The sequence below is a fragment of the Lacisediminimonas sp. genome, assembly GCF_030645335.1.
Lineage (GTDB): Bacteria > Pseudomonadota > Gammaproteobacteria > Burkholderiales > Burkholderiaceae_D > Lacisediminimonas.
Genome location: NZ_JAUSNH010000134.1, coordinates 1 through 22,854 on the forward strand (window position 1 = coordinate 1; position 22,854 = coordinate 22,854).

26 protein-coding genes and 1 pseudogene are annotated in these 22,854 nt (G+C 61.6%); 8 read left to right on the forward strand and 19 right to left on the reverse strand.

Going from position 1 to position 22,854, the window contains the following annotated elements:
• A partial coding sequence (locus Q7T64_RS09660) for a phospholipase D-like domain-containing protein (protein WP_304794955.1) occupies window positions 1-1,259 on the reverse strand: 1,259 nt, incomplete at its 3' end.
• Window positions 1,260-1,514: 255 nt separating this feature from the next.
• On the opposite strand from Q7T64_RS09660, the gene ppnN reads away from it, so the two are divergent.
• Window positions 1,515-2,885 carry a nucleotide 5'-monophosphate nucleosidase PpnN gene (gene ppnN / locus Q7T64_RS09665; RefSeq protein WP_304794957.1) on the forward strand — a complete coding sequence of 457 codons (1,371 nt, stop codon included), beginning with the start codon at window positions 1,515-1,517 and terminating at the stop codon, window positions 2,883-2,885.
• 80 nt (window positions 2,886-2,965) lie between these two features.
• Here the strand turns inward: ppnN and Q7T64_RS09670 are convergent, their stop codons facing one another.
• Together Q7T64_RS09670 and Q7T64_RS09675 are read right to left on the reverse strand one after the other, a co-directional pair.
• The gene (locus Q7T64_RS09670) at window positions 2,966-3,400 is read right to left on the reverse strand and encodes an isoprenylcysteine carboxylmethyltransferase family protein (protein WP_304794959.1); all 435 of its coding nucleotides are present in this window, start codon (window positions 3,398-3,400) and stop codon (window positions 2,966-2,968) included.
• Between the two features lie 77 nt (window positions 3,401-3,477).
• Complete coding sequence (locus Q7T64_RS09675; protein WP_304794961.1) at window positions 3,478-4,200, reverse strand: pseudouridine synthase; 723 nt, start codon at window positions 4,198-4,200, stop codon at window positions 3,478-3,480.
• 108 nt (window positions 4,201-4,308) lie between these two features.
• Between Q7T64_RS09675 and Q7T64_RS09680 the strand changes: the two genes are divergently transcribed.
• Window positions 4,309-4,842, forward strand: coding sequence for a carboxymuconolactone decarboxylase family protein (locus Q7T64_RS09680; RefSeq protein WP_304794963.1), 534 nt, complete (start codon window positions 4,309-4,311; stop codon window positions 4,840-4,842).
• 97 nt (window positions 4,843-4,939) lie between these two features.
• On the opposite strand, the gene Q7T64_RS09685 is transcribed toward Q7T64_RS09680, so the two are convergent.
• From Q7T64_RS09685 to mltG, 6 genes are all read right to left on the reverse strand, one after another.
• A complete protein-coding gene (locus tag Q7T64_RS09685) occupies window positions 4,940-5,557 on the reverse strand; it encodes an ankyrin repeat domain-containing protein (RefSeq protein ID WP_304794966.1) in 618 nt (205 codons plus the stop codon).
• 50 nt (window positions 5,558-5,607) lie between these two features.
• Entirely contained in the window at window positions 5,608-6,387 is a 780-nt protein-coding gene (locus tag Q7T64_RS09690) for a TatD family hydrolase (RefSeq protein WP_304794968.1), read from the reverse strand.
• A 63-nt stretch (window positions 6,388-6,450) separates the two neighbouring features.
• Window positions 6,451-6,864, reverse strand: a complete 414-nt coding sequence (locus Q7T64_RS09695; RefSeq protein WP_304794970.1) for a PilZ domain-containing protein — start codon at window positions 6,862-6,864, stop codon at window positions 6,451-6,453.
• Window positions 6,865-6,872: 8 nt separating this feature from the next.
• Window positions 6,873-8,006 (reverse strand): DNA polymerase III subunit delta', encoded by a 1,134-nt coding sequence (gene holB / locus Q7T64_RS09700; protein WP_370653297.1) that lies wholly within the window; start codon window positions 8,004-8,006, stop codon window positions 6,873-6,875.
• A 2-nt stretch (window positions 8,007-8,008) separates the two neighbouring features.
• Entirely contained in the window at window positions 8,009-8,617 is a 609-nt protein-coding gene (tmk, locus tag Q7T64_RS09705; protein ID WP_304794972.1) for a dTMP kinase, read from the reverse strand.
• 33 nt (window positions 8,618-8,650) lie between these two features.
• Window positions 8,651-9,667, reverse strand: a complete 1,017-nt coding sequence (gene mltG / locus Q7T64_RS09710) for an endolytic transglycosylase MltG (RefSeq protein WP_304794974.1) — start codon at window positions 9,665-9,667, stop codon at window positions 8,651-8,653.
• Window positions 9,668-9,818: 151 nt separating this feature from the next.
• Between mltG and Q7T64_RS09715 the strand changes: the two genes are divergently transcribed.
• From Q7T64_RS09715 to Q7T64_RS09725, 3 genes are read left to right on the forward strand one after another with little or no spacing between them, the layout of a single operon-like run.
• Window positions 9,819-10,850 (forward strand): folate-binding protein YgfZ, encoded by a 1,032-nt coding sequence (locus tag Q7T64_RS09715; RefSeq protein WP_304794976.1) that lies wholly within the window; start codon window positions 9,819-9,821, stop codon window positions 10,848-10,850.
• A complete protein-coding gene (locus Q7T64_RS09720; RefSeq protein WP_304794978.1) occupies window positions 10,850-11,137 on the forward strand; it encodes a DUF4936 family protein in 288 nt (95 codons plus the stop codon). Before Q7T64_RS09715 ends, Q7T64_RS09720 begins: the two co-directional genes overlap by 1 nt.
• Window positions 11,128-11,976, forward strand: a complete 849-nt coding sequence (locus Q7T64_RS09725) for an NRDE family protein (RefSeq protein ID WP_304794980.1) — start codon at window positions 11,128-11,130, stop codon at window positions 11,974-11,976. Before Q7T64_RS09720 ends, Q7T64_RS09725 begins: the two co-directional genes overlap by 10 nt.
• On the opposite strand, the gene Q7T64_RS09730 is transcribed toward Q7T64_RS09725, so the two are convergent.
• The 10 genes and pseudogenes from Q7T64_RS09730 to Q7T64_RS09775 form a co-directional block, all read right to left on the reverse strand.
• A complete protein-coding gene (locus Q7T64_RS09730; RefSeq protein WP_304794982.1) occupies window positions 11,874-12,323 on the reverse strand; it encodes a GNAT family N-acetyltransferase in 450 nt (149 codons plus the stop codon). The two genes, Q7T64_RS09725 and Q7T64_RS09730, sit on opposite strands and share 103 nt — an antisense overlap.
• A complete protein-coding gene (locus tag Q7T64_RS09735; RefSeq protein WP_304794984.1) occupies window positions 12,302-12,739 on the reverse strand; it encodes a thioesterase family protein in 438 nt (145 codons plus the stop codon). The genes Q7T64_RS09730 and Q7T64_RS09735 overlap by 22 nt, the downstream gene beginning before the upstream one ends.
• Window positions 12,740-12,835: 96 nt before the next feature.
• Window positions 12,836-14,101: a murein L,D-transpeptidase family protein gene (locus tag Q7T64_RS09740; RefSeq protein WP_304794986.1), complete on the reverse strand. Its 1,266-nt coding sequence runs from the start codon at window positions 14,099-14,101 to the stop codon at window positions 12,836-12,838.
• Entirely contained in the window at window positions 14,101-15,177 is a 1,077-nt protein-coding gene (locus tag Q7T64_RS09745; protein ID WP_304794988.1) for a tetratricopeptide repeat protein, read from the reverse strand. The genes Q7T64_RS09740 and Q7T64_RS09745 overlap by 1 nt, the downstream gene beginning before the upstream one ends.
• A 213-nt stretch (window positions 15,178-15,390) precedes the next feature.
• Entirely contained in the window at window positions 15,391-16,284 is an 894-nt protein-coding gene (locus tag Q7T64_RS09750; protein WP_304794991.1) for an alpha/beta fold hydrolase, read from the reverse strand.
• Window positions 16,285-16,336: 52 nt separating this feature from the next.
• Window positions 16,337-17,242 (reverse strand): SDR family oxidoreductase, encoded by a 906-nt coding sequence (locus Q7T64_RS09755; RefSeq protein ID WP_304794993.1) that lies wholly within the window; start codon window positions 17,240-17,242, stop codon window positions 16,337-16,339.
• A 69-nt stretch (window positions 17,243-17,311) separates the two neighbouring features.
• Window positions 17,312-18,310 carry an NADP-dependent oxidoreductase gene (locus Q7T64_RS09760; RefSeq protein WP_304794995.1) on the reverse strand — a complete coding sequence of 333 codons (999 nt, stop codon included), beginning with the start codon at window positions 18,308-18,310 and terminating at the stop codon, window positions 17,312-17,314.
• 73 nt (window positions 18,311-18,383) lie between these two features.
• Window positions 18,384-18,821 (reverse strand): PaaI family thioesterase, encoded by a 438-nt coding sequence (locus Q7T64_RS09765; RefSeq protein WP_304794997.1) that lies wholly within the window; start codon window positions 18,819-18,821, stop codon window positions 18,384-18,386.
• Window positions 18,821-19,606, reverse strand: a complete 786-nt coding sequence (locus tag Q7T64_RS09770; protein ID WP_304794999.1) for an SDR family oxidoreductase — start codon at window positions 19,604-19,606, stop codon at window positions 18,821-18,823. The genes Q7T64_RS09765 and Q7T64_RS09770 overlap by 1 nt, the downstream gene beginning before the upstream one ends.
• 75 nt (window positions 19,607-19,681) lie before the next feature.
• Window positions 19,682-19,939 (reverse strand): annotated as a pseudogene (locus Q7T64_RS09775) (acyl-CoA dehydrogenase); the annotation flags it as partial.
• A gap of 402 nt (window positions 19,940-20,341) precedes the next feature.
• On the opposite strand from Q7T64_RS09775, the gene Q7T64_RS09780 reads away from it, so the two are divergent.
• From Q7T64_RS09780 to Q7T64_RS09790, 3 genes are all read left to right on the forward strand, one after another.
• Window positions 20,342-21,913 carry a hypothetical protein gene (locus Q7T64_RS09780; protein WP_304795001.1) on the forward strand — a complete coding sequence of 524 codons (1,572 nt, stop codon included), beginning with the start codon at window positions 20,342-20,344 and terminating at the stop codon, window positions 21,911-21,913.
• Between the two features lie 194 nt (window positions 21,914-22,107).
• On the forward strand, window positions 22,108-22,416 hold the full coding sequence (locus tag Q7T64_RS09785) for a type II toxin-antitoxin system HigB family toxin (RefSeq protein WP_304795004.1): 309 nt from the start codon (window positions 22,108-22,110) through the stop codon (window positions 22,414-22,416).
• Window positions 22,406-22,765 (forward strand): type II toxin-antitoxin system HigA family antitoxin, encoded by a 360-nt coding sequence (locus Q7T64_RS09790; RefSeq protein WP_304795006.1) that lies wholly within the window; start codon window positions 22,406-22,408, stop codon window positions 22,763-22,765. The genes Q7T64_RS09785 and Q7T64_RS09790 overlap by 11 nt, the downstream gene beginning before the upstream one ends.
• The last annotated feature ends 89 nt before the right edge of the window (window positions 22,766-22,854 follow it).

Genomic DNA, 22,854 nt, shown 5'->3' on the forward strand with positions numbered 1-22,854 from the left:
AGGTGTTCGCCCAGCAGGCGGCTGCGCATGCGGGCGATCGCCGCGGCGATCCTTTGCTGCCGGGCCGGATCGCCGCAGGCTTCGATTGTCAGGTTGCATTCGGTATCGGCCGCCATCGAGCGGCTCGACAAGTTGGCCGAACCGATCGACAGCAGCCGGTCATCCATCGTGAATACCTTGCTGTGCACATTCAGGCAGCCGCCTGGCAAATCCGGCAAGTAGGGGAAATACAGGCGATAGCGGCGATGGTGGTCGGCCGCGTCCAGCTTGCGCTGCATGCGCGCGCGCAATACGCCCATGGTCACCTCCTCCAGCCATCCGCTCTGGGTCTGCGGCGACACCACCACCACGTCGGGCGCGTCATCTTGCAGCAAACGTTGCCCGAGGGCTTCGGCGATCAGGCCGGAAGTAAAATACTGGCTTTCAAAGAACAGGTGCCGCTGCGCACCGGCAATCGCATCCAGGTGCAGCCGCCGCACTTCGTGCACCCCGGGGCGGCCCTGCCAGGCCGGCTCGGTACGTGAAATGGCGACGCTCAGGTCGGTCAGGTCGGGTTGCACGAAAGCGGGCCATCTTTCATGCCGCTCTTCGCAAAGACTGACTGCGGCCCGGCCCGTGGCCTGCAACCAGCGCAGCCGGCACAGCACGCCCAGCGCGCGCGCCGCCTCGCCATCCACCATTGCCTGCACGTCGTGGAAGGGGCCGAACGGCGTGCCGTCCGGGTCATGCCGCAAGGGCGCGTTGCTGCTGTGCTCGGGCGTGTCCCAGCGGCTGCGCGTGAGGTCCAGTCCGCCGACGAAAGCCAGGGCGTCGTCCACCACCACCACTTTCTGATGGTGCGAGCCGCCGATCGGATGCTGCGCGTCGAGCGCGAAATGCAGGCGGTCATGGGTGCGCCAGCCAAACTTGACCAGCGGCAGCCATTCGCGCTCCAGCGCATACAACATGGCGAAGTCCCAGTTCAGCACATAGACCTGCAAGGCCGGACGCTCGGCGACGATGGCATGCAGGAAATCACCCAGCGCCTCGGGATAGCCGTCGTCGGCGCCGCCAGGCATCAGCCGCATGCGGGTATCCACATCCCAACTCAGGATGAACACGCTGTGGCGCGCCGCCACGATAGCGGCGCGTACGCAACGGAAATAGTCGGCGGCATCGACCAGCATCGCCATGCGCCTGGCGGGTTCTATGCGCCAGCAGTTGCGGCCGGGCTGCAACAGCGCAGCCGACTCCATCGACGGGTTGGCAATTGGGTGCATGCTGGAGGGAGCCGGCCGGGCCGGGGCCTTGTCGGCTTGCCGTGCTTGTGGTGTCTTTCGACTGTTCAGACAATGTCCTGTTTGATGCCGGGCAGCCAGGAAGTTCCACTGCCACGCAGCCACCAGCATGCGGGAACTTGATTCATGCCCGATGGAGCGGGCGCACACCGGTTGCAGGACCGGCTTGATCCGGCGCAAGGACCCGGGATACCTGCATGCGACTACACTGTAGCCTGGCCATCACCGGAATACAGAATGGATTATCCCGTCGTCGACACGCAAATCTCGCCCGAGGGCAATCTGGAAGTCCTCTCCAAGGCAGAAGTCCGCAAGCTGCTCGACAGCAGCCAGGGCGGCCTGTACCAGGTGTTCCGCAATTGCGCGCTGGCAGTGCTCAATGCCGGCAACGCGCTGGACGACGGCAAGATACTGCTGGAACGCTACCGCTCGTTCGATATCAGCATCATCGAGCGCGAACGCGGCATCAAGCTCGATATCAAGGGCGCGCCGGCCAGCGCCTTCGTTGACGACAAGATGATCAAGGGCTTGCATGAGCACCTGTTCGCGGTGCTGCGCGACGTCCTGTTCGTCAACGACGAAATCATTGGCAACCCCAACTTCGACCTGAACCGCTCGTCGGGCGTGACCGATGCCGTATTCCACATCTTGCGCAACGCCAATGCACTGCGGCCCCTGGTCAGCCCGAATATGGTGGTGTGCTGGGGCGGCCATTCGATTTCCCGCGAGGAATACGACTACTCCAAGACTGCCGGCTATGAACTGGGACTGCGGATGATGGACATTTGCACCGGCTGCGGCCCCGGCGCAATGAAAGGCCCGATGAAAGGCGCCACCATCGGCCATGCCAAGCAGCGCATGCCTGGCGGGCGCTACCTGGGGGTGTCGGAACCCGGCATCATCGCCGCCGAGTCGCCCAACCCGATCGTCAACGACCTGGTGGTGATGCCCGACATCGAGAAGCGGCTGGAAGCATTTGTCCGCATCGCTCACGGCATCATCGTGTTCCCCGGCGGCGTGGGCACCACCGAAGAAATCCTGTACATCCTGGGCATCCTGCTGCATCCGGACAATGCCGCGATACCGTTTCCGCTGGTGTTTACCGGGCCGGGTACGTCGGCCGACTATTTCCGGCAAGTGGATGATTTCATCGGGAAGACGCTCGGCCCCGAAGCGCAACAACGCTACCAGATCATCATCGACGATCCGGTGAGGGTGGCGCGCGAAATGCAAAAGGGAATCCAGAAGGTGCGGGAATATCGCAAGGCGCGCGGCGATGCCTACTATTTCAACTGGGCACTGCGCATCGATCACGCGTTCCAGCTACCGTTCCAGCCGACCCATGAGAACATGCGCAACCTGTCGCTGCACAAGGGCCAGCCGGCCCACCTGCTGGCGGCCAACCTGCGGCGCGCTTTCTCCGGCGTGGTGGCCGGCAACGTCAAGGACCAGGGCATCCGGGCAATCGAACAATACGGTCTGTTCGAAATCCATGGCGACACTGCCATCATGGAACCGATGGATGCGCTGCTCAATGCCTTCGTCGTCCAGCACCGGATGAAGCTGCCCGGCACACGTTACGAACCTTGCTACCGGATCGTGCACTAGGCCGTATCGGGCGCCCGACTCAAGCGATTGCCGAAAAAGTAGACCGCAGGAGGCGATATAGCGTGATCGCACGCGAGCGATCACGCACGCCGGATTTTCGGGAAAAACCGGCCAGTCATCCCGGCGTATTCGCGGTAGCCGGCGAAGCGTGCGTCCAGCGCCCTTTCTTCCATCGCTGACTTGAGGTGCAGGATGATGAACAACAGCAGCCACAACAGGAACTTGATCCAGTCCAGGTACAGCACCACCAGTCCCAGGCCCAGCAGCAGCACCGCGACATACATCGGATGCTGGACGTAGGCATAAGGGCCGGTGGTGATCAGGCGGGCATTCGGCTTCAAGTCCGGACGCAGGTTGAAATTGCCGGGCCGGTTCGCGTACAGCGACCACAGTCCCATTGCCACGCCGGCCAACAGCAACACCCATGCATAGCCGGCTCCGCCAGCCGTCCGCCAGGGCCACGCCAGCATCAGCAGCAGCCCCATCTGCAGCGTCAATAACAATAATCCGGACATATTGATGACTCCTGTGATCCGATAGCCGATTCGGTGTGCGGCGCGCCCCGCGCTACCGGTCGCGCGCTGGCCGCTTGTCAGGCGCCGGTCTGCATCAAGGCCTCGACCTGGGAAGCTTCCAGATAACACCACTCCCCTTCATCAAGTCCCAGGGACGCCAGCGACAGCGGGCCGATGGCGATCCGTTGCAGGCTCACGCAATGATTGCCGGCCGCCGCCAGCATGCGGCGAACCTGATGGTATTTGCCTTGCTCGAGGATGATCTCCAGCCGCGACTCATCGACTTCCTGGCAAGACAAGGCGCGCAGTGGCCCGGCCTCGTCATGCAACTGCACGCCATGCAGCAATTGCTCGATCAGTTGCGGCGACACCGGTGCGGCCGTGGTGGCCAGGTAGACTTTGGGTACATGTCGGCGCGGCGACGTCATTGCATGGATGAACGCGCCATCGTCCGACAGCAACAACAGTCCGGTGGTGTCGTGGTCGAGACGTCCGACCGACTGCACGTCGCGCCAGCCGAACTGCTCGGGCAATAGCCGCATCACGCCCGGGTGATGGCTCGGCTTGCGCGAGCATTCGAAATCGGCCGGCTTGTTCAGCGCCAGGTATAGATGCGTGCGTACCTGCCAGGGTTCGCCGAACACGGTGAACTGCAGTCCCTCGGTCGGGAATGCGGTTTTCCAGGCATCCACTGGCTGGCCCTCGACGCTCACCTCGCCAGCGGCGATCAGTTCGCGGCAATATTTGCGGCTGCCGAAGCCTTGCGATTGCAATATTCTGTCCAGACTCATTTTGCTCATGGGTGTACTTTACCATTGGCGCGCCCGGGCTCGGCTACACTGAGCGCCGTTTGCCCTTTGTCATTTGCATTTTTTGTCCTGATTTTTTCATCATCCCGGAGGAGTTTCATGGCTCGTATTCCCTATCAGCCTGCTGACATCGCAGAACCCAAGGCCGTTGTGGACGCCGTTCGCGCGCGGCGTGGCGGCGGTCTTTTGAACCTTGATCGCATGCTGCTGCATAGCCCGGCGCTGGCGCGTGGCTGGAATGCTTTCCTGGGGGAAGTGCGTACCGGACTTTCCGTGTCGCCGCGCTTGCGGGAGATCGGGATGTGCGTGGTGGCCATGCTGAACGGGGCTGAATACGAGTTCTTTCACCATGCGCCGGAGCTGATCAAGGCGGGCGGAACCGAGGAGCAGGTGCAGGCCTTGCGGGATCCGGTTTCGGCGCTTGGCCGGGATGACCTGTTCACCCCGATTGACCTGGCGACGATCCGGGTGACGATCGAAATGACGCGGGATGTGCAGGTCAGCGATGCGGCGTTTGATGCTTTGCGGGTTGCTTTGGGGAGCGAGCAGGAGTTGGTGGAGTTGGTTGCGGTGGTGGCTGCTTATAATATGGTTTCGCGGTTTTTGGTGGCGTTGGGGGTGGAGCCCGAGTAATCTATTTTCTGGTCTAATTTTTTGTTATTTCTGGTTGATTGCCTCGGATTAAAACATCCGAAGCAATCAACCAAAAAAACACAAAAACCACCCTGAATTAACGTTTCCGCCCCAAGCGATAATTCAGCCCGTCCACAATATCCGGAAACCCACCCTTCTTCGCAAAATCGACCACATCCATCCCCACATCATTACGCAAGGCCGCATCCGCCCCCTCCTCCAGCAACAGCTTGACAGTCAGGATATGCCCGCCCCAGGCCGCCATCATCAAGGGCGTCGTCCGGTTCGGCGACTCCGCATCGATATACGCATGACGCTCAAGCAAGAAACTGACGATTTCATTGCTCCCGGCAGCGGCCGCGTAATGCAGGGCCGTCCACCCGGGCCGATTGATCTGCGCCCCTTTCGCCACAAGCGCCTCCACCGCCGCCTTGTTGCGCCGGTATGCCGCAATCATCAGCGCGTTGTCCCCATTGCGGATCTTCATCTCGAGGTCGGTACCGCGCGCGCCAAGCAGCACGCGAAAAACATCCATCGAATCATGCCGCAGCGCCAGGATCATCCCGGTATCGCCGCGCTGCTCCTCGGCCGCGTTAGGATCGAATCCACGCTGCAACAAGGACTGCACCGCCCGGGCGTCATTACGCTTGACCGCCTCGAAATAATCTTCAAAAGCGCCAGCCCAAGCGACTGACATGGGCAGCCACAACAGCATGCATGCAAACAGCGAAAAAACTGTCCTGCGTGTACGGCAAACAAATCCGGTCATGGTGTTACCCCGAAAAGACGACAGAAATTCTCGCTGGTCTGGCGCGCCAGTTGTTCCACCGGCACGCCCTTCAGGCGCGCAATGAACTCAGCCGTATACCGCACGAAACCCGGTTCATTGGTCTTGCCGCGCATCGGCACCGGCGCGAGATAAGGCGCGTCGGTCTCGATCAGCATGCGCTCCAGTGGCACGGCCAGCGCCACGGCCTGCAAATCGCGCGCGCTCTTGAACGTGACAATCCCGGAAAAAGAAATATAAAACCCCAGTTCCATCGCCGCCTGCGCCACCTCCAGCGATTCAGTGAAGCAATGCATCACGCCGCCAACGCCGCCATCGGCAATACCGGCGCCCTCTTCCTTCATCAGCCGCAAGGTGTCGGCCGACGCAGCACGCGTGTGAATGATCAGCGGCTTGCGGCTCGCGCGCGATGCCCGTATATGGGTGCGGAAACGCTCGCGCTGCCATTCAAGGTCGCCTTCGAGCCGATAGTAGTCAAGGCCGGTTTCGCCGATCGCGACCACGCGCGGATGGTCCGCCAGCGCCAGCAATTGCTCAACGGTGGGTTCTGGCGTGTCCGCATAATCCGGATGCACGCCAACCGATGCATACAGGTGGGGAAACTGTTCGGCCAGTTGCAGGACGGAGGGAAATTCGGGCAATTCCACGCAAACGCACAATGCATGCGTGACGCCGTTCTCGCGCATCCGTTCCAGGATCTCGGGCAATCGCTCGCGCAGTTCGGGAAAATTCAGGTGGCAGTGGGAGTCGATGTACATGGGCGCAATTCTACCGCCCTGCAGCACCCCGCGCCGGGGGCCAGGCAATCAAATGCGTCTGCGTCAGAGCGTGTGGGTCGCGCGCGAGGACCCGATTGCCGCGCCAAGTATCTCTTCGATCCGGTGTCGCACCCGTTGCCCGCCTTCATCAGCGGGGAAATGCACGCCGATTCCCTGGGCCTTGTTATTGTTCGCACCAGCCGGCGTTACCCAAACCACCTTGCCGGCCACCGGGTATTTGTTGCCGTCATCCATCAAGCCGAGGATCAGGTAAATGTCGTCGCCGAGTTTGTAAGTCTTGTTGGTCGGCACGAAAATGCCGCCGTTTTTCAGGAAGGGCATGTAGGCCGCGTACAGCGCCGCCTTTTCCTTGATCGCAAGCGACAGCACCGACGGACGGCCAATGCCGGGCGCACTGCCGCCGGCGTTGCCTGCTCCACTGCCTGCCACACTTCCCGCTGCTGTTGCTTCGGACATCTGTACCCCTAACTCGTGATCCGTGATCCGGCGAACAACCCGGCATACTCCAGCAACATGTCTTCGATGAACAAGCGCGCCGACATCGGGTGGTCGGCTATCGCACGACGATCATTGAAACTTTTTACTGCACCGGCCAGCCCGGCAATATCGCTGCGCCTTGCCAGTGCCGCCAATTGCTTTTCATGGGAGGGATAATAGCGGATTCTGCCTGAAAGTTTTAGCAGGAAAAGATCATGTATCCAACGTTGCATCGACGCCACGAGTGCGGCCAGCGGAATCTTTTGCAGGCGCTCGGCAGTCTTGATCGCCGCCTCTGTTCCCGGCGTTGCCAGGTGCAGCAGCAATTCGTCAATTGCCCCCCGCAACTCGCTGTCGGCCATTTCCTGCGCCCTCAGTGGCGCACCGCCTTGTTCAGCCAGCAAGGCTTCGGCGTTCTTGACGCCGGCTGACTGCAGCCATTGCAGGGACTGCGCCCGCGGTGGCTCGCCCATCGGAAATTTGCGACAACGCGACAGGATGGTCGGCAGCAAGCGATCGAGGCTGTCCGTTACCAGCAGGAATACGGTGGACGGCGATGGCTCCTCCAGCATTTTCAGCAGCGCATTGGCCGCGATATGGTTGAGCGTCTCGGCCGGATACAACAGGATCACGCGCCGGCCCTGGCGGTGGGTCGACATGTTGATGAAGTCGGCCAGCGCGCGCACCTGCACGATGCGGATATCCTTGGACGGTGCCTTGCTGCTGCGCGCGGCGGGCTTTTCGCCGGTGGCTTCGTTGTCGCCGTCGGCGCCCTCTGCGCTGTCGTTGCTGGCATCCTCGGCATCGAGCAACTCCGGCCGCACGCGCCGATAGTCCGGGTGCGAATACTGCACGAACCAGGTGCAGGAGGCACAGGCATTGCAGGCGTGGCCGCCGGCGTCGGGCCGTTCGCACAACAGCGCCTGGGCAAATCGTTCGGCAAATGCGGTCTTGCCGGTGCCGCGCGGCCCGTGGATCAGCAGCGCATGCGGCAGGCGCGGCAGCATTTGTTGCAACTGCAACCAGGCCGGCCCTTGCCACGGATACAGGCCGTGTGGGTTGGTGCCCGCCTTTGCGTTTGCATTGGCGTTTGGATTAGCGTTGGCGTCGGTGCTGTCCATGCCTAGATCGTTGCCAGTATCTGGTCCAGCCGGGCATGGGTCTGTTCGACTGGACAGGTCGAATCGATCACGCGAAAACGCTGCGCAAAATCCTGCGCGCGCTGCAGGTAGACCGCCCGCGTGGCGGCAAAGAATTCCGCCTTTTCCTGCTCGAAGCGATCCAGTTCGCGGCTGGCGTCCAGGCGCGAGCGCGCTACTTCCAGCGGCACATCGAACAACAGGGTCAGGTCGGGCTGCCGGTTCGGATGCACCCATTGCTCCAGCACCTGCAGCTTGTCCAGGGACAGCTTGCGCCCCCCGCCCTGGTAAGCAAAGCTGGCATCGGTGAAGCGATCCGAGATCACCCATTCGCCACGCGCCAGGGCCGGCTCGATCACCTGCGCCAGGTGCTCGCGTCGGGCGGCAAACATCAACAGCGTTTCCGTTTCCAGGTGCATTTTTTCATGCAGCAGCATTTCACGCAGCCGCTCCCCCAGCGGCGTGCCGCCGGGTTCGCGCGTGGTGTGCACCAGCAGGCCGCGCTGGCGCAGCTTTTCCGCCACGTAGCCGATATGGGTCGACTTGCCAGCCCCGTCTATGCCTTCGAATGTGATGAATTTTCCGCTCGTCATGTCTTGTCTGGCTGCTGTGTGATGTGGCTGCCTTTATTTGGCGGCTGTGCCCGCTGGCGCTGGTTTTCCGCCGCGCTGGAACTTGTTGACTGCGCGGTTGTGATCGTCGAGGTTGCCTGAAAAATGGCTGCTGCCATTGCCGCGCGACACGAAATACAGCATGTCCGATTGCGCCGGATTGAGCGCGGCCTTCAGCGCGGCAACGCCAGGCAACGCGATCGGCGTGGGCGGCAGACCGGCACGGGTATAAGTGTTGTACGGGGTATCGGATTGCAGGTCGCGCTTACGCAAATTACCCTGGAACTGCTGGCCCATGCCGTAGATCACGGTCGGATCGGTCTGCAGCATCATGCCGATCCGCAGACGGTTGACGAACACGGAAGCGATCATGTCGCGCTCGCTGTGCAGGCCGGTTTCCTTCTCGACGATCGAGGCCATGATCAGCGCCTCGTAAGGTGTCTTGTAGGGCAGGCCGGGAACGCGCGCTTGCCAGGCTTCATTCAGGCGCGCCAGCATCAGGCCATGCGCCTGGCGGTAGACCTGCAGGTCGCTGGCCCCTTTCGCGAACAAATAGGTATCCGGGAAAAACAAGCCTTCGGGCAATTTGAAATCGGGCGAGATTTTTGCCATCAGTTCAGCGTCGGAGAGACTGGCGGTATCGTGGCTGAGCGACTTGTGTGCATTGATCGCTTGCCGCATCTGGCCGAAGGTCCAGCCTTCGATCACGGTCAGCGCATGCTGGGCAAACTCGCCGCGCACCAATTGCTGGATCAGCCGTCGTGGCGTGGTGCCGCCCTCGATCTCATAACTGCCGGCCTTGATCCGGGCGCTGCTTCCCGTGAGCCTGGCCAGCAATTCCAGCAGCATCGGCTGGACCGGAACTCCGGCCGCCTCGATCTGCTCGGTCGCAGCGCGCGTGCCGCTGCCCGGCTTGATGGTGAACGCGACCGGTGCATGGCCCGCAGGAAGGATAGGCGCCTGCGACCACCACAGGAAGCCGCCACTGCCCAGCAAGCAAAGGAGTAACAGCAGGACAATGAATTTTTTCAAACCGGGGAACCTGTATCTATCTGACGACGCCTCCCGCTGTATTCCCCGCTGGTTTCCGGGGACTGCTGGCAGGCGGTCTGACGCAATTTTGCAGCGCCACTATAATCAACGCGTCACCATGATAGCTGAAACAATCCCAGCCACCCATTCCATGAGCGCATTACCAAGCCACTGGTTGCAATTCCTGCAAGAGCACGGCGCAGGGAACACGGCGCGGTCGGCCGATGCGCCACAGGATAACTTTGTCGCCCCGCTGACGCACCTGGGCACGATCGCCGTCAGCGGCGAGGACGCCGCAAAATTCCTGCACGCCCAGCTGACCAACGACATAGAACAACTCACGCCCGGCGAAGCTAGGCTGGCCGGCTATTGCAGCGCCAAGGGACGCATGCTGGCCAGCATGCTGGCCTGGCGCGACGGCGACACGGTCACGCTGCAACTGCCGCAGGACCTTCTGCCCGCGATCCAGAAGCGCTTGCAAATGTTCGTACTGCGCGCCAAGGCAAAGCTCAGCGACACCAGCACGACGCAAGTCGCCATTGGCGTGGTCGGCCAACTCGCCGCGGCCAGGCTGGCCGAACTGGTCGGCTGCGCCCTGCCGCAGCAGGTTTACACAAAAACCACCCAGGGCCAGCAAGTACTGTTGCGCTTGCCGGACGCCGCCGGCGCGCCGCGCTACCAGTGGCTGGCCGATGTCGAGAGCGCCATGCGCGCCTGGCCGGCCTTGATACAGGCGGTGCCGCAGGCCAGCAGCAGCCAATGGCGGCGTACTGACATCGACGCCGGCATTCCGATGATCGTCGCGGCCACGCAAGAAAAATTCGTACCGCAAATGATCAACTTCGAACTGATCGGCGGCGTCAATTTTCGCAAGGGTTGCTATCCCGGCCAGGAAATCGTGGCGCGCAGCCAGTACCTGGGCAAACTCAAGCGGCGCATGTTGCCCGCCGAAGTCGATGCCAGCGGCGTCCAGCCGGGCGCCGAGGTCTACGCCAGCACCGACCCCACCCAGCCGAGCGGACAGATCGTCAATGCCGAGCCGATTGCCAATGGCCGAAGCGCCTGCCTGGTCGAACTGAAAACCGCCGTGCTGGAGCAGGGAGCGACATTGCACCTGGGCGCGCCCGACGGCGCGCAGTTGCAGCTACAATCTCTGCCCTACCCCCTTACGGAGCCTGCCTGATGGATTTATACGTTTACTACCGGGTTCGCAGCGATGCTGCGGCAGCACTGCATCCAAAGGTCGTGGCAATGCAAGCCCGGCTGGCCGAAAAATTCAAGCTGGCCGTCAGCCTGAAGCGCCGGCCCGGTGAATCCAAGGGCGAGCAAACCTGGATGGAAGTCTACCCGGGGACTCCGGAGGGATTCGCCCAGGCTTTGCAGGAAGCTGTCGATGCAGACGGCCTTGCCGAGCACATGTCGGGCGGCCGCCATACCGAAGTCTTCACGGACATTTCCGCATGTGCCTGATCGTGTTTGCCTGGCAGGTGGTGCCTGGTGCGCCACTGGTCGCTGCTGCAAACCGCGATGAGTATTACGAGCGTCCTGCCAGCCCGGCCGGATGGTGGGAAGACCAGCCCGAGATTTACGCCGGCCGCGACCTGCAAGCCGGCGGCACCTGGATCGGCATCACCCGCAGCGGCCGCTTTGCGGCATTGACCAATATCCGTAATCCGGCCGACAAGCGCAGCGATGCGCCGAGCCGCGGCGCACTGACGACCGACTTCCTGCGCGGCGTGACGACGGCGGAACATTACGTCGCACAGTTGCGCGAGAAGGCCGACCGCTACAACGGTTTCAACCTGCTGGTGGGTGACCGCGATCAATTGGTCTGGTACTCCAATCGCGGCGACGACGACCTGCGCAACGGCCGAGCGCTGGCGCCGGGCCTGTATGGCCTGTCCAACGCCCAGCTCGACACGCCGTGGCCAAAGGTCGTGCGCACCAAGGCGCAATTCGCCAGCCTGCTGTGCCAGGGGGCGACCCAGGACGCCTACTTTGACATGCTGGCTGACACCACGATCGCGTCGGATTGCCGCTTGCCGAAAACCGGCGTCGATATCGAGACCGAAAGATGGCTCTCGCCAGTGCTGATACGCTCAGCCTCCTACGGCACGCGGGTATCGACCATCGTGACCTTGCGCCAGGATGGCAGCAGCGCCTTGCTGGAGCGGCCGGTCGCGACCACCCAGGACGAGCCCGGACATCAATGCGATATGCCGCTGCGCAAGGGCAATCGCATTGCGACATGCGGTATGCCGGCATCGTCGAACACATCGCCCTCCTCGACAAACCCGAATCGCCGATAAAATCCGCTCGCCTGCACTTGTGCATGCAGGCGCACGGCCGGGTCGCCGCGCAGGCGCGCACGTTCAATCAGTACATGCAGCAATGCGGCGCCAATGCCGCACCCGCGCTGCGCTGCCACCACCGCCATGCGCCCGATGTGCCCGTCCGGCAGCAAGCGGGCCGTACCCACCGCCTGCTCGCCTATCCATGCCACTGCATGTTCGGCCAGCGGATCCATTTCATCGAGCTCCAGCGCCAGCGGCACGCCTTGTTCGACAACAAACACCGCATGCCGCAGCGGCGCAGCCGCAGCGCCTTGCCCGGCCCAGTCGCCGACAACGATGCTTACAGGGCTTGCGGCGGACATTTTTCGAGCGCCGTGATCGCGGCACGCCAGTCTTCCGGCACCGGTATCCCCTTGCGCGCAGCCACATCGGCATAGACGTAAAACAGCTCACCTGAAATCAGGTGTTGCTCACCGCGGTAGATTTCCAGCACCAGTCGCATCGAGGAGCGCCCGAAGCCGGCGCAACGCACGCCGATGTCGAGCATGTCATCGAAACGGGCCGAATCGTGATATTCGATACTGGCCTTGCGGGCAAACAGTTCCTGCCCGGCCTTGGCCTGCTCGATCACGCTGGGCAGGCCAGTGGCGCGCCAGTACTCGGTAAAGCCGACGTCGAAATAAGTCAGGTAGTGGCCATTGAATACGATCGCCTGCATGTCGACTTCCGACCAGCGCACACGCAAGGTATGAAAAAAAGCGAAATCGGCCCTGGCCATGTCAGTCTCCTGTCCTCATGATCGTTGTCGGTGACGGTTTTGGCGTGACCTGCCTGCGGCGCGCAGGGCAGCACGCCGGCAGGACACCCTGCCGCCTTACTGCCAGGCCGATTCGGCCACGATCCGCCACTGCGCGCCTTCCTGCGCCCAGTATTGCCGCATGCGCTGCGATTGCACCGGGCGGCCGTTCTGTGCGGCGTCCTGGGTAAAGGTCGCCACCAGCAGCTCGCTCGTCCCCGGATAGCGGAAGTAGCTGATGTCGCGCACGGTCAGGCTGGCGTTCGGCAGGGCCGATAGCCACTTTTTCTGGCGCTCCAGCCAGGTGTCAAGATTACCTTGTTCGGCCTTGAAGTTGCGCGAGTAATGGGCGCGCAGCCGTTGCGGATCGGGGCCGGCAAAGTCGCGACGCCAGTGGTCGGTCAGCCCATTGGCCAGCACGCGGTCGCGGTCGAGCTTGTCGCGCGACACGAAACGCACGTCGTCGGTGATCACCACCGGGGTAACGCCGATTTCGGCAGTCTGCACCAGACGCAACAGGTCGGGGTTGGTCAGCACCACACAACCGTCGGACGACAGCGGCGGCCGGCTGAAACTATCCGCTGGCGTGCCATGCAGCCAGATACCCGATCCGCTGCGCCCGTGCAGCCGGTCCCATTCATTCGGATAACTGATGGGCAAGGCGCCGGAACCATAGAAGTCGGGCAGCTTTTTCCCTTGCAGCAGCTTGGTGACGTAGTACACGCCAAGCGGCGTCTTCTGGTCACCTTCACGCAACTTGTTGATGCCCAGCTTGCCCTGGCTGATGTAGTAGTCGGTCAGGAAATGCGGATAGCCGTTACGGTTTTCGTAGACGTAAAGGCGCGAGCGGCGGGTGTCGACAACATAGGCCACGCGCTGGTCAGGCCGCAGTTGCAGCAGCGCAGCCGGCACCAGCTTCGGATCGGGCCGCTGGCGCAGCGCCAGCATGCGCGCCTGCGCTTCGTGCCGCAGGTTCTGCAAGCGCTCGGCCGGCGCGCCCGGTGCGGCGCCGAGCGCCTGTACCGGCTGCGTGTGCATCAGCAGCAAGTCACCGCGAATCAGGTGCGCCAGATGGAAATTCGGGTAGGCGGCGATCAGCGCGTCCGCCTTGGCCAGCGCACTGCGCAGCCGGTTGGCGCCGAGGTCCTGGTAGAGGCCGATCAGCAAGGCATCGGCATCCGGCGCGGCTGCTTGCGCCGGCGTCGGGCGCAAAGTCGGCGCGGTGGCGGCAGTTTTCTGCGACGGCAGCGCACTTGCGCTGCCAAACGGCAAACCCGCCAGCGCGGCCAGCAGGCAGGCAATACCTGCACGGCGAAAAACTGCCTGAAGCTTGGCTGCTTGCATCAATTACCCGTGCTTTCCTTCTGGATCAGCCATTTGCCGCGCTGTTTGACCAGTACCAGGGTCTTGCGGCTATTGGCTGTGAGCCGATCGGAGACATAAGCCTGGCGGAAGCGGACGGTGGCGCGGTTATTCTCGATGCTGACCTGCGGCGCTTCGACCCGCACGCTGATGCGGCCCTTGCCAACGATGCGGGCCTGACGCTCATCCGACCATGCCTTGCGTGACTGGTTGCCGGGCGTATCAAAATCCGCGGCGTAGTGGCCCAGGTAGGCTTTGACGTCGCGCGCGCTCCAGGCCCGCGCCCAGCTCGAAACCGCCGCCATTACGGCGTCGCGCTCGGCGTCGGAACGGGCTGGTTTTTGCTGGCTGGCCTTGGGAGGCGGGGCTGGTTCAGGCTTTGCCTGTGGTGCAGGCGCTTTCGCTATCTCGAGCGGCCGCGCTGGCGGAGCGGCTGGCGTTGGCAAGGGTGCGGCGGCGAGCTTGGCCGGCGCTGCTTTTTGCGCAGCGGCAGGTGGTGCCGCCACAACGGGCGGCGCGGCGGCTGCGGCGGCCGGTTTTGGCAGCGGCTTGCTGTCGGCGACCTGGATCGGCGGCGCACCGTTTACCGCCAGGTATCGTACCAGCGTCAACTTGGATTTGGCGCTGGTATTGCCCGAGTCCAGTTGCAGCGCCCTGTCATACGCAATGCTGGCCAGCCGGGCGTGGATATCGCCCAGGTTTTCGTACGCGGTGGCGTAGGAGGGATTGGTGCGGATTGCCTTGTCGAGCGCGCTACGGGCCTTCTCGTACTGCCCCTGGGCGGCGTACAGGACTGCGAGGTTATTGAACGGTTCGGGCAGGTTGGGGTAATCCTCGGTCAGGCGGGTGAACACGACAATGGCGTCTTGCTGGCGGTTCATTTCGGTCAGGATCACGCCCTTGATGAAACGCATTTGCGGATCACGCGGCTTGGCGGACAAGAAGGCGTCGGCCTTGCTGAGTGCGGCCGGGTATTGGGATGACCTGATCAGCCGGTCGATGTCGGTCAATTCGTCGGCGTGGGCCGGGGCTGCGAAGTTCAGTGCATAGATGATCACTGCTACTAGGAGAGCGGGGACGCCAAGGGGGGCTTGGCAATGACGGTTAGGCATGTCGTAACGATGTGCGGAAAAGCGTATGGTACACCGGGGATGGGGGGTGATGAGTTGGGCTTGGGAAACAGATTTACGGAACAGAAAATCATTGGCGTGCTGAAAGAAGCAGAGTCGGCGCACGAGGCTCGGGTGCCTGTATGCCGTGATACCAACGAACTAAAGCAAAAATCCGCGAATCAAGGAATTAACCAAAACCGGCTCTTCATGCACCACCCAATGCGACCCCTCCGGCACCCGCACGATTTCCAACTGATCAACGAACAACGCCAACCCCTCCAGCAAGCGTGTAGAAAGCGCGACATCCTTCTCACGCCAAATCACCAAGGTCTTGACCCGAACCCGGAAATCCTCCGGATCCAGTGTCAATGCCGCCGGACCGGGGTCGCCATCCACCGGCGGATACAGCGGCGACGCCCGGTAATAATTGACCCCGCCAGTGAGCCCCCGCCGCCAATTCTCCCGATACCGCTCCCGCACAGCCCCGTCAAACCACCCCGCAGCGGGCTGCCCCATCCCCGACAACAGCGCCTCCAGCCGTGCAAAATCGTTCTCGGCCAATAAAGCCTCGACCCCCGGCTTGCGCAAGAAATTCATGTAAGCACTGGCCTGCTGCTGCAGCCGATCATGCATCAGCGCCTGCGCAAACAGGTAGGGATGCGGCGCATTGATGATCACCATCCGAGAAAACAAGTCTGGCCAGGAAATCGCCATGTTCCAGGCAATCGCGCCACCCCAGTCATGCGCCACCAGCACGCACTGCTTGGCCCCCAGATGCCCGATCAACAGCCGCAAGTCTTCGGCAATATGACGCGCACGATAGGCAGACACCGCGCTGGGTTGGTCCGACAAATTGAAGCCCCGCAAATCGGGCGCCACCGCATGCCAATCGTGGCCAAACTCGGCAAGCTGCGCCTGCCATTCGAACCAGAATTCAGGAAAGCCATGCAGGAACAGTATCAGCGGCCGCGCCGGGTCGCCCGCACTCGCATAATGCAGCCGGGTGCCGTTCGACAGCGTGGCGAACTGGTTTTCAGTGATGGGCGCAGTCATCGGTTTGCTGCTCCTGTGATCGGCCCGGCTACGGAATGCACCTCGCCTGGCATCAAGTGGACCTGAACTTCTCTCTGAGCGAATCGCGCACATGCGGCACCGTCTCGTACGGGTCGCCCGGATTGCGCTGCGCCAGGATATCTTCCATCCGCTTTTGCACATGGCCCATCGCCTCGGGATGCGAGTAGATATAGAACTGGCGATTGCGGATTGCCGCAAAAGTCTTTTGCGCAACGTCTTCGGCCGTCAGCTTGCCGGACACGACGGCCTTGTCCAGCATCGCCTGCGCCGCCCGCTGGCTGGCTGTGAGTTGCTGGGCATTCTGCAATTCATCCGGACGGTTGCGATCGGACTGGCTGATACCGGTCGGCACGAAATACGGACACAGCACCGATGCATCGATCGGCGCATCGACCAGCTTCAGGTCCTGGTACAAGGATTCCGACAGCGATACCACCGCATGCTTGGAGACGTTATAGATACCCATCGTCGGCGGGTTGAGCAAACCGGCCATCGATGCGGTGTTCACGATGTGGCCCTGGTAGCTGGAATCGCGGCTGGCGCATTCCAGCATCAGCGGCGTGAAAATCCGCACGCCGTGGATCACGCCCCACAAGTTCACGCCAAGCACCCATTCCCAATCGGCCTGTGTGTTTTCCCACACCAGTCCGCCAGCGCCGACGCCGGCATTGTTGAACACCAGGTGCACCGCGCCGAAGCGCTGCATGCAGGCATCGGCCAGCGCCTGTACCTGCTCGCCGTGGCGCACGTCGCAGCGCATCGCCAGCACCTGCGCGCCCTGCCCTTCCAATTCGGCGCGCACCTGGTCCAGCGCCTCCATCTGCACATCCGCCAGCACCAGCTTCATTTCCAGCTGCGCAGCAATGCGGGCGAACTCGCGCCCGAAGCCGCTGGCCGCCCCGGTAATCACCGCCACCTTGTCCTTGAATCGTTCCATGTCATCTCCTCGATAATTCCAACGGCCAGGTCTGCCGCCTGCATGCAGCACCGCGCTCGACGCCAGGCGTCAGTCGATCAGTCGCACCAGTTGCTTGCCGAAATTCTTGCCGCGCAAAAGGCCGATCAGCGCCTCGGGTGCGGAACGCAGTCCCTGCGCCACCGACTCGCGATATTTCAGCTTGCCCTCGGCCAGCAATGCGCCCAGCTCGGCCAGGCCCTGCGGCCATAGGTCCATATGCTCGGACACGATGAAGCCACGCAGCGACAGACGCATGGTCAACAAGTTGCGCACGTTCCTCAACATCACGGCCTCGCCTTCATACGCCGAGATCAGTCCGCACAAGGCAATCCGGCCGAACGGATTCATCCGTCCCAGGCAAGCGTCGAACACTTCGCCGCCGACGTTTTCAAACAGGCCGTCGATGCCGGCGGGCGCGGCCTCCTGCAGGTCTTGCACCAGCCGGCCGGCCTTGTAATCGACGCAGGCGTCAAAGCCGAGCTCTTCGACCACATAGCGGCACTTGTCCGGTCCACCGGCAATGCCCACTGCGCGGCAGCCGCGTAGTCGCGCCAACTGCCCGACCACGCTGCCGACTGCGCCACTTGCGGCCGACACCACGACAGTCTCGCCCGCCTTGGGCGCAATGATCTGTGTCAGCCCATACCATGCCGTCATGCCCGGCATGCCGGCCGCGCCGAGGTAGGCCGACAGGGGAATGCGACTGGTGTCGAGCCGCCGCAGCCCGGTGCCGTCGGAGACGCCCATTTCGCTCCAGCCAAAGCCGCCGGCGACGAATTCGCCGACCTTGAAACGCGGGTTGTTCGATTCGATCACTTCGCCCACCGTGCCGCCCACCATCACGGCATTGATTGCCTGCGGCTCGGCATAGCTTTTCACGTCCTCCATGCGCATGCGCATGTAGGGGTCGACCGAGAGGTAATGATTGCGCACCAATAACTGGCCTGGCTGCAACACCGGCACCGGCACCCGCTCCAGCCGGAAATTGCCGGGGGAAACATGGCCCTGCGGACGCGAGGCCAGTACGATTTGCTGGTAAGTGGACATGGCCAATTCTCCTGTTGAACCTGCCGCCATGGCAGGAAACGCCCAACGATCAATGCAAGATGATGCTGCCGATTCAGTCGCGATGTTCCAGCTTTTTGGCGGCATCGAGCCGCCGCACCACCTTGAAAGTGCCCATTGCGCGCGCAGTGAGATGTTCGCCATCCCAGACTTCGCTCTCGCAAAACACCAGGCTCCTGGATTGATAAGTCACTTTGCCGCGTGCGCTGATGCGCTTGCCGGGGCTGCCGGCCGGCTGCATGAAGCTGCACTTCATTTCAATCGTGATGCCGCCCTGCGATTCCGGATCGGTCGAGCGCGCAGCCATTGACATGACAACGTCGAGCAAGCTCATCACGACACCGCCGTGTGCGACGTTCCAGCTATTGGTGTGGCGCGCTTCCAGCAGCAGCGTGACTTCGGCTTCGCCATTTTCCATGCGCACGAACTCGGCGCCGAGATCATGCAGGAACGGAATACGGATCGGAAATTCCTTGGGTGCGGGAGAAGTCATCAATGCACCGCCGATACGCCGCCATCGACCGCCAGGATCTGGCCGGTGATATGTTTGCAGGCGTCGGAAGCGAACAGTACGGCGGCGCCCTTCAAGTCCTCGTCGTCGCCGATGCGCTGCAAGGGCGCCTTGCTGCTGAGGGCGTCAACGCCCAGCGCTTCCAGCGCGCCCATGGTCATCTTCGACGGGAAAAACCCGGGCGCCAGTGCATTGACCGTAATGCCGTACTTGCCCCATTCTCCGGCCAGTGTGCGGGTGAAGTTGACCACGGCGCCCTTGGACGTGTTGTAGCCGATGGTCTGGATCGAATGCGGCCCGTTGCCTGACAGTCCGGCGATCGAGGCGATGTTGATGATGCGGCCGTATTTGCGTGGAATCATCGACGCGTTGGCCACCGCTTGCGACATCAGGAAGATGCTGCGCACGTTCAGGTTCATGACCTTGTCCCAGGCTTCCAGCGGCATCTGTTCGGCCGGCGCGCCCCAACTGGCGCCGGCGTTGTTGACCAGGATGTCGATCTGGCCCAGGCGCTTCATTGCCTCGGCCACCAGCGGCGCGACACTGGCCGCGTCCTGCAGGTCGGCGGCAATCGCGCTGGCCTTGGTGCCGCGCGCGGCCAGGTGCGCCACGGCGGCGTCCAGCTCGGCTTGCTTGCGCGCCACCAGCACCAGTGTCGCGCCCTGCTCGCCAAGCGCCTCGGCGATCTGCAAGCCTAAGCCGCGGGACCCACCGGTCACCAGCGCGGTCTTGCCGGCCAGGTCGAATAATTGTTTTACCTTGCGCATCTTGTCTCCATGAATAATCTGTTGCCGCTGGTGTCGCTGTTGTCGCTGTTATTGATGTTATTACTGATGTCATCTTATTTGCCGCTCAAGAGTATAGCCATAACCGCCACGCACCTGGATCGCCAGACTGTTGGCATCCAGGCACCACTGGCCCGGCCAGGACTTGGCGATGGGCGTCAATATGTCCAGCAGCAAGCCGGGGCGCTCGCGCGCTTCCTGATCCTCACCCGTACGCTATTCATCCACCAGCCGCGCGCAATACAGGCACAGCGCCATGCCGCCTTCGACATAGGCTTTCTGCGCCAGCCGCATGCGCTTCACATCGGTGTGCTCCTGCGCATGGTCAAGAGTCTTCATGATGGACTGAAGATTCCCTATGAGAGCCTGCTGGCCGAGGTCCCTTGATTGCCGAGTGATGCCAATGGCCGTAAGCGACGACCATTTGAAAGCGGTTTTCCTCCAGCTCGAGTCCCTCTTTCAGACCGACCAGAATAATTTCCTTTGCCGAACGCGACTTATCGAACTTATGTTCGCCAATTATTACTCAGGCTACTGGCGTCTGCACCCTATCCGGCACGCAACTGTTCCGCTTGGCCCGCGCCGGTGATGCGGGTGCGACTCGGCTGAAGCTGCTGAGCGTGAATCTGACGCGGTGGCCGAGAGCCGCGCTCGCCATAAACGGCGCAATGCCGCCCCGCATTTTCCATTACGTTATTCTGAAAAGAGAGTGAATCCATGGCCCATCCGGTAAACAAGAAAGTACGTGACAATTCCACCCTGAATACAACGACAACGACAACGACAACGACAACGACAACGACAACGACAACTACCACGGGCGCAACAGGGTCGGGCCAAGCGACTGGACCCTCCGTCGGTGTCGCATCGCGGGTCTGGATGGAGGCGGACCACGTCAATCAATTTTTGCTGGCGGAGCAGCTTGATACCAAGCTTGAGGAAGCTCGCGGCCAGGCCGACCAGTCCGCTTCCGACAATCCGGACAGGAATAAAAACTTGCGCTCCGGCCGCAAATCGTTTGAGGGGGCAAAGTCGGCTTCGCCGACAGAACCGGCTGTCAGGGGTTCGCTAGTTCGAACGCCAAAGACCAGGAATATCAAGGCGTACTTCAAACCGAGTGTCGACAAAGCGCTGGCGACCAAACAGTGCATGGTTAAATTCGATCAGGAATCAAGAGACGGAAATCTATACCTGAAGATGCCCACCATGGAACAGGTCAATAACTTGGCGAAATGGTTGCCCACGGCGCGTGTCACGAAGCTGACGCTGAGGCAGTCCGGCATCAGCGGTGACGAGACTGTCCGCATCCTTGCACCCGCGTTGAAGGAAAACGTCACCCTGACAGACCTTTGCCTTTTTTGGTGCGATATCACCGCCGTCGGCATGGCGCATCTGGCTGAAGTCATCGCAGGCAAACCTACACTCGTCTCTCTCGATTTGAGTCACAATCGCATTGGAGTCGATGGGGCCAAATCCTTGGCGGCCGCGCTGGAGGGCAACACGAAGCTGGCTAGACTTGAACTTGAGAATTGTGAGATTGGTACGGAAGGGGCGGTCTCAATCTGCAAAGCACTGAAAAATGCCCCCTTGGTTGCCCTTTGCCTCATCAAAAACAATATTGATGTCGCAGGTGCAGAGGCTGCGGTAGACCTGCTGTACAACAAGTCAAACATGAAGAGACTCTTCCTGTGCGACAACGAAATGGGCGCCGCTGGCGCGAAGTTAATTGCTTCCGCCGTGGCCCATCATGCCGGCCTTGAAATGCTCGGCTTGAGCGGCAACAAGATCGGCGACGCTGGTGCCAGCGCACTTGCGCAAGCACTTATAACCAACGACAAGCTACAGCGGCTCGTACTTATTGAAAGTGACATCGGTGCAGAGGGTGCTCTGGCACTTGTTCAAGCGTTGAAGGTTAACACCTCTGTTCGGACTTTCTTCTTCCATGGAAACAAGATAGGTGACGTAGCGGGCCGTGCGTTGCTGGAAGCGACGCGCGTCAATCCCCGGCTGACGTGTATTTGCGTGAGTGAAATCGACGTTTCAATAGCCAAGAGTATTAGCCAGCAGACGGATAAAAACGAGGAATTTCCTGTGGAAGCAGAAGGCGCCTTGTGCGCGCTCACGCTGACGATCAGACAGGCAATGTCTGGAAATTTGAACCAGAAGAATCCGGTTGAAGATATCCTGCCGATGCTGATTAACCACATTGCGCAAGTCGACGGGGGACGCGAAACGCTCACGAATTTAAGCCAGTCGATTGGTTCGTTCACTTTGCCGAAGTCAGACTAAAGGCACCGCGGTTGCAAGCACCCGGCAATCCCATCCTGGCCAGAATGACGGGATCCGAAACAAGGATGGCTGGACCGGCTTGCACCCCGTGATGCACAAGCAGTGACGAGGCCGGTTCTAGCACCGGCAGCTACACCGACGAGGACATTCGACCGAGATTGACGAAACTCCCAAAATGGGAGAAACTCATACGAATGAGAGTCATCGCAAAAAGCAGTCTGAAGATGTTTTGGGGCCGACCTGGCTGCGGTGATGCACGCGGCCCGCTGCATAGCTGGTATGACGAGGCAGTCAAGGCGATTTGGCGATCGCCGCAGGATGTCAAGGACCAGTACGCAAATGCCACCATCTGCGGCAACAACCGCGTGGTGTTCAACGTCGGCGGCAATAAGTACCGGCTGGTCGTGGAAATGCAGTACCGTGCTGGCATCGTCTGGGTAAAGTTTGTCGGCACCCATGCCCAATACGATCGCATTGATGTGGAGAACGTGAATGAATATTAAGCCGATCCGAAGCGACGATGACTTGAAGGCGGTTTTCCTCCGGCTCGAGTCCATTTTTCAGGCCGAGGAGCAGACCCCGGAGGCAGACGAGCGCGATGTGCTGGTGACACTCGTCGAAGCTTACGAGAACAAGCACTATGACTTCGGCCCGGCCGACCCCATCGAGGCCATCAAATTCCGGATGGAGCAACAAGGCCTGACTGCGCGCGACCTCGAGCCATTCATCGGGACCAGTGGCCGGGTTTCCGAAGTACTCAATCGCAAGCGACGCTTGAGCCTGCGCATGGTCAGGAGTCTTCATGATGGACTGAAGATTCCCTACGAGAGTCTGCTGGCCGAGGTTCATTGATCGCCGAGTGACGCCGATGGCCGCAAGCACCCGGCAATCCCATCGTGGCAAGAATTGCGGAATCCAGAACGAGGATGGCTTGGCGGTCT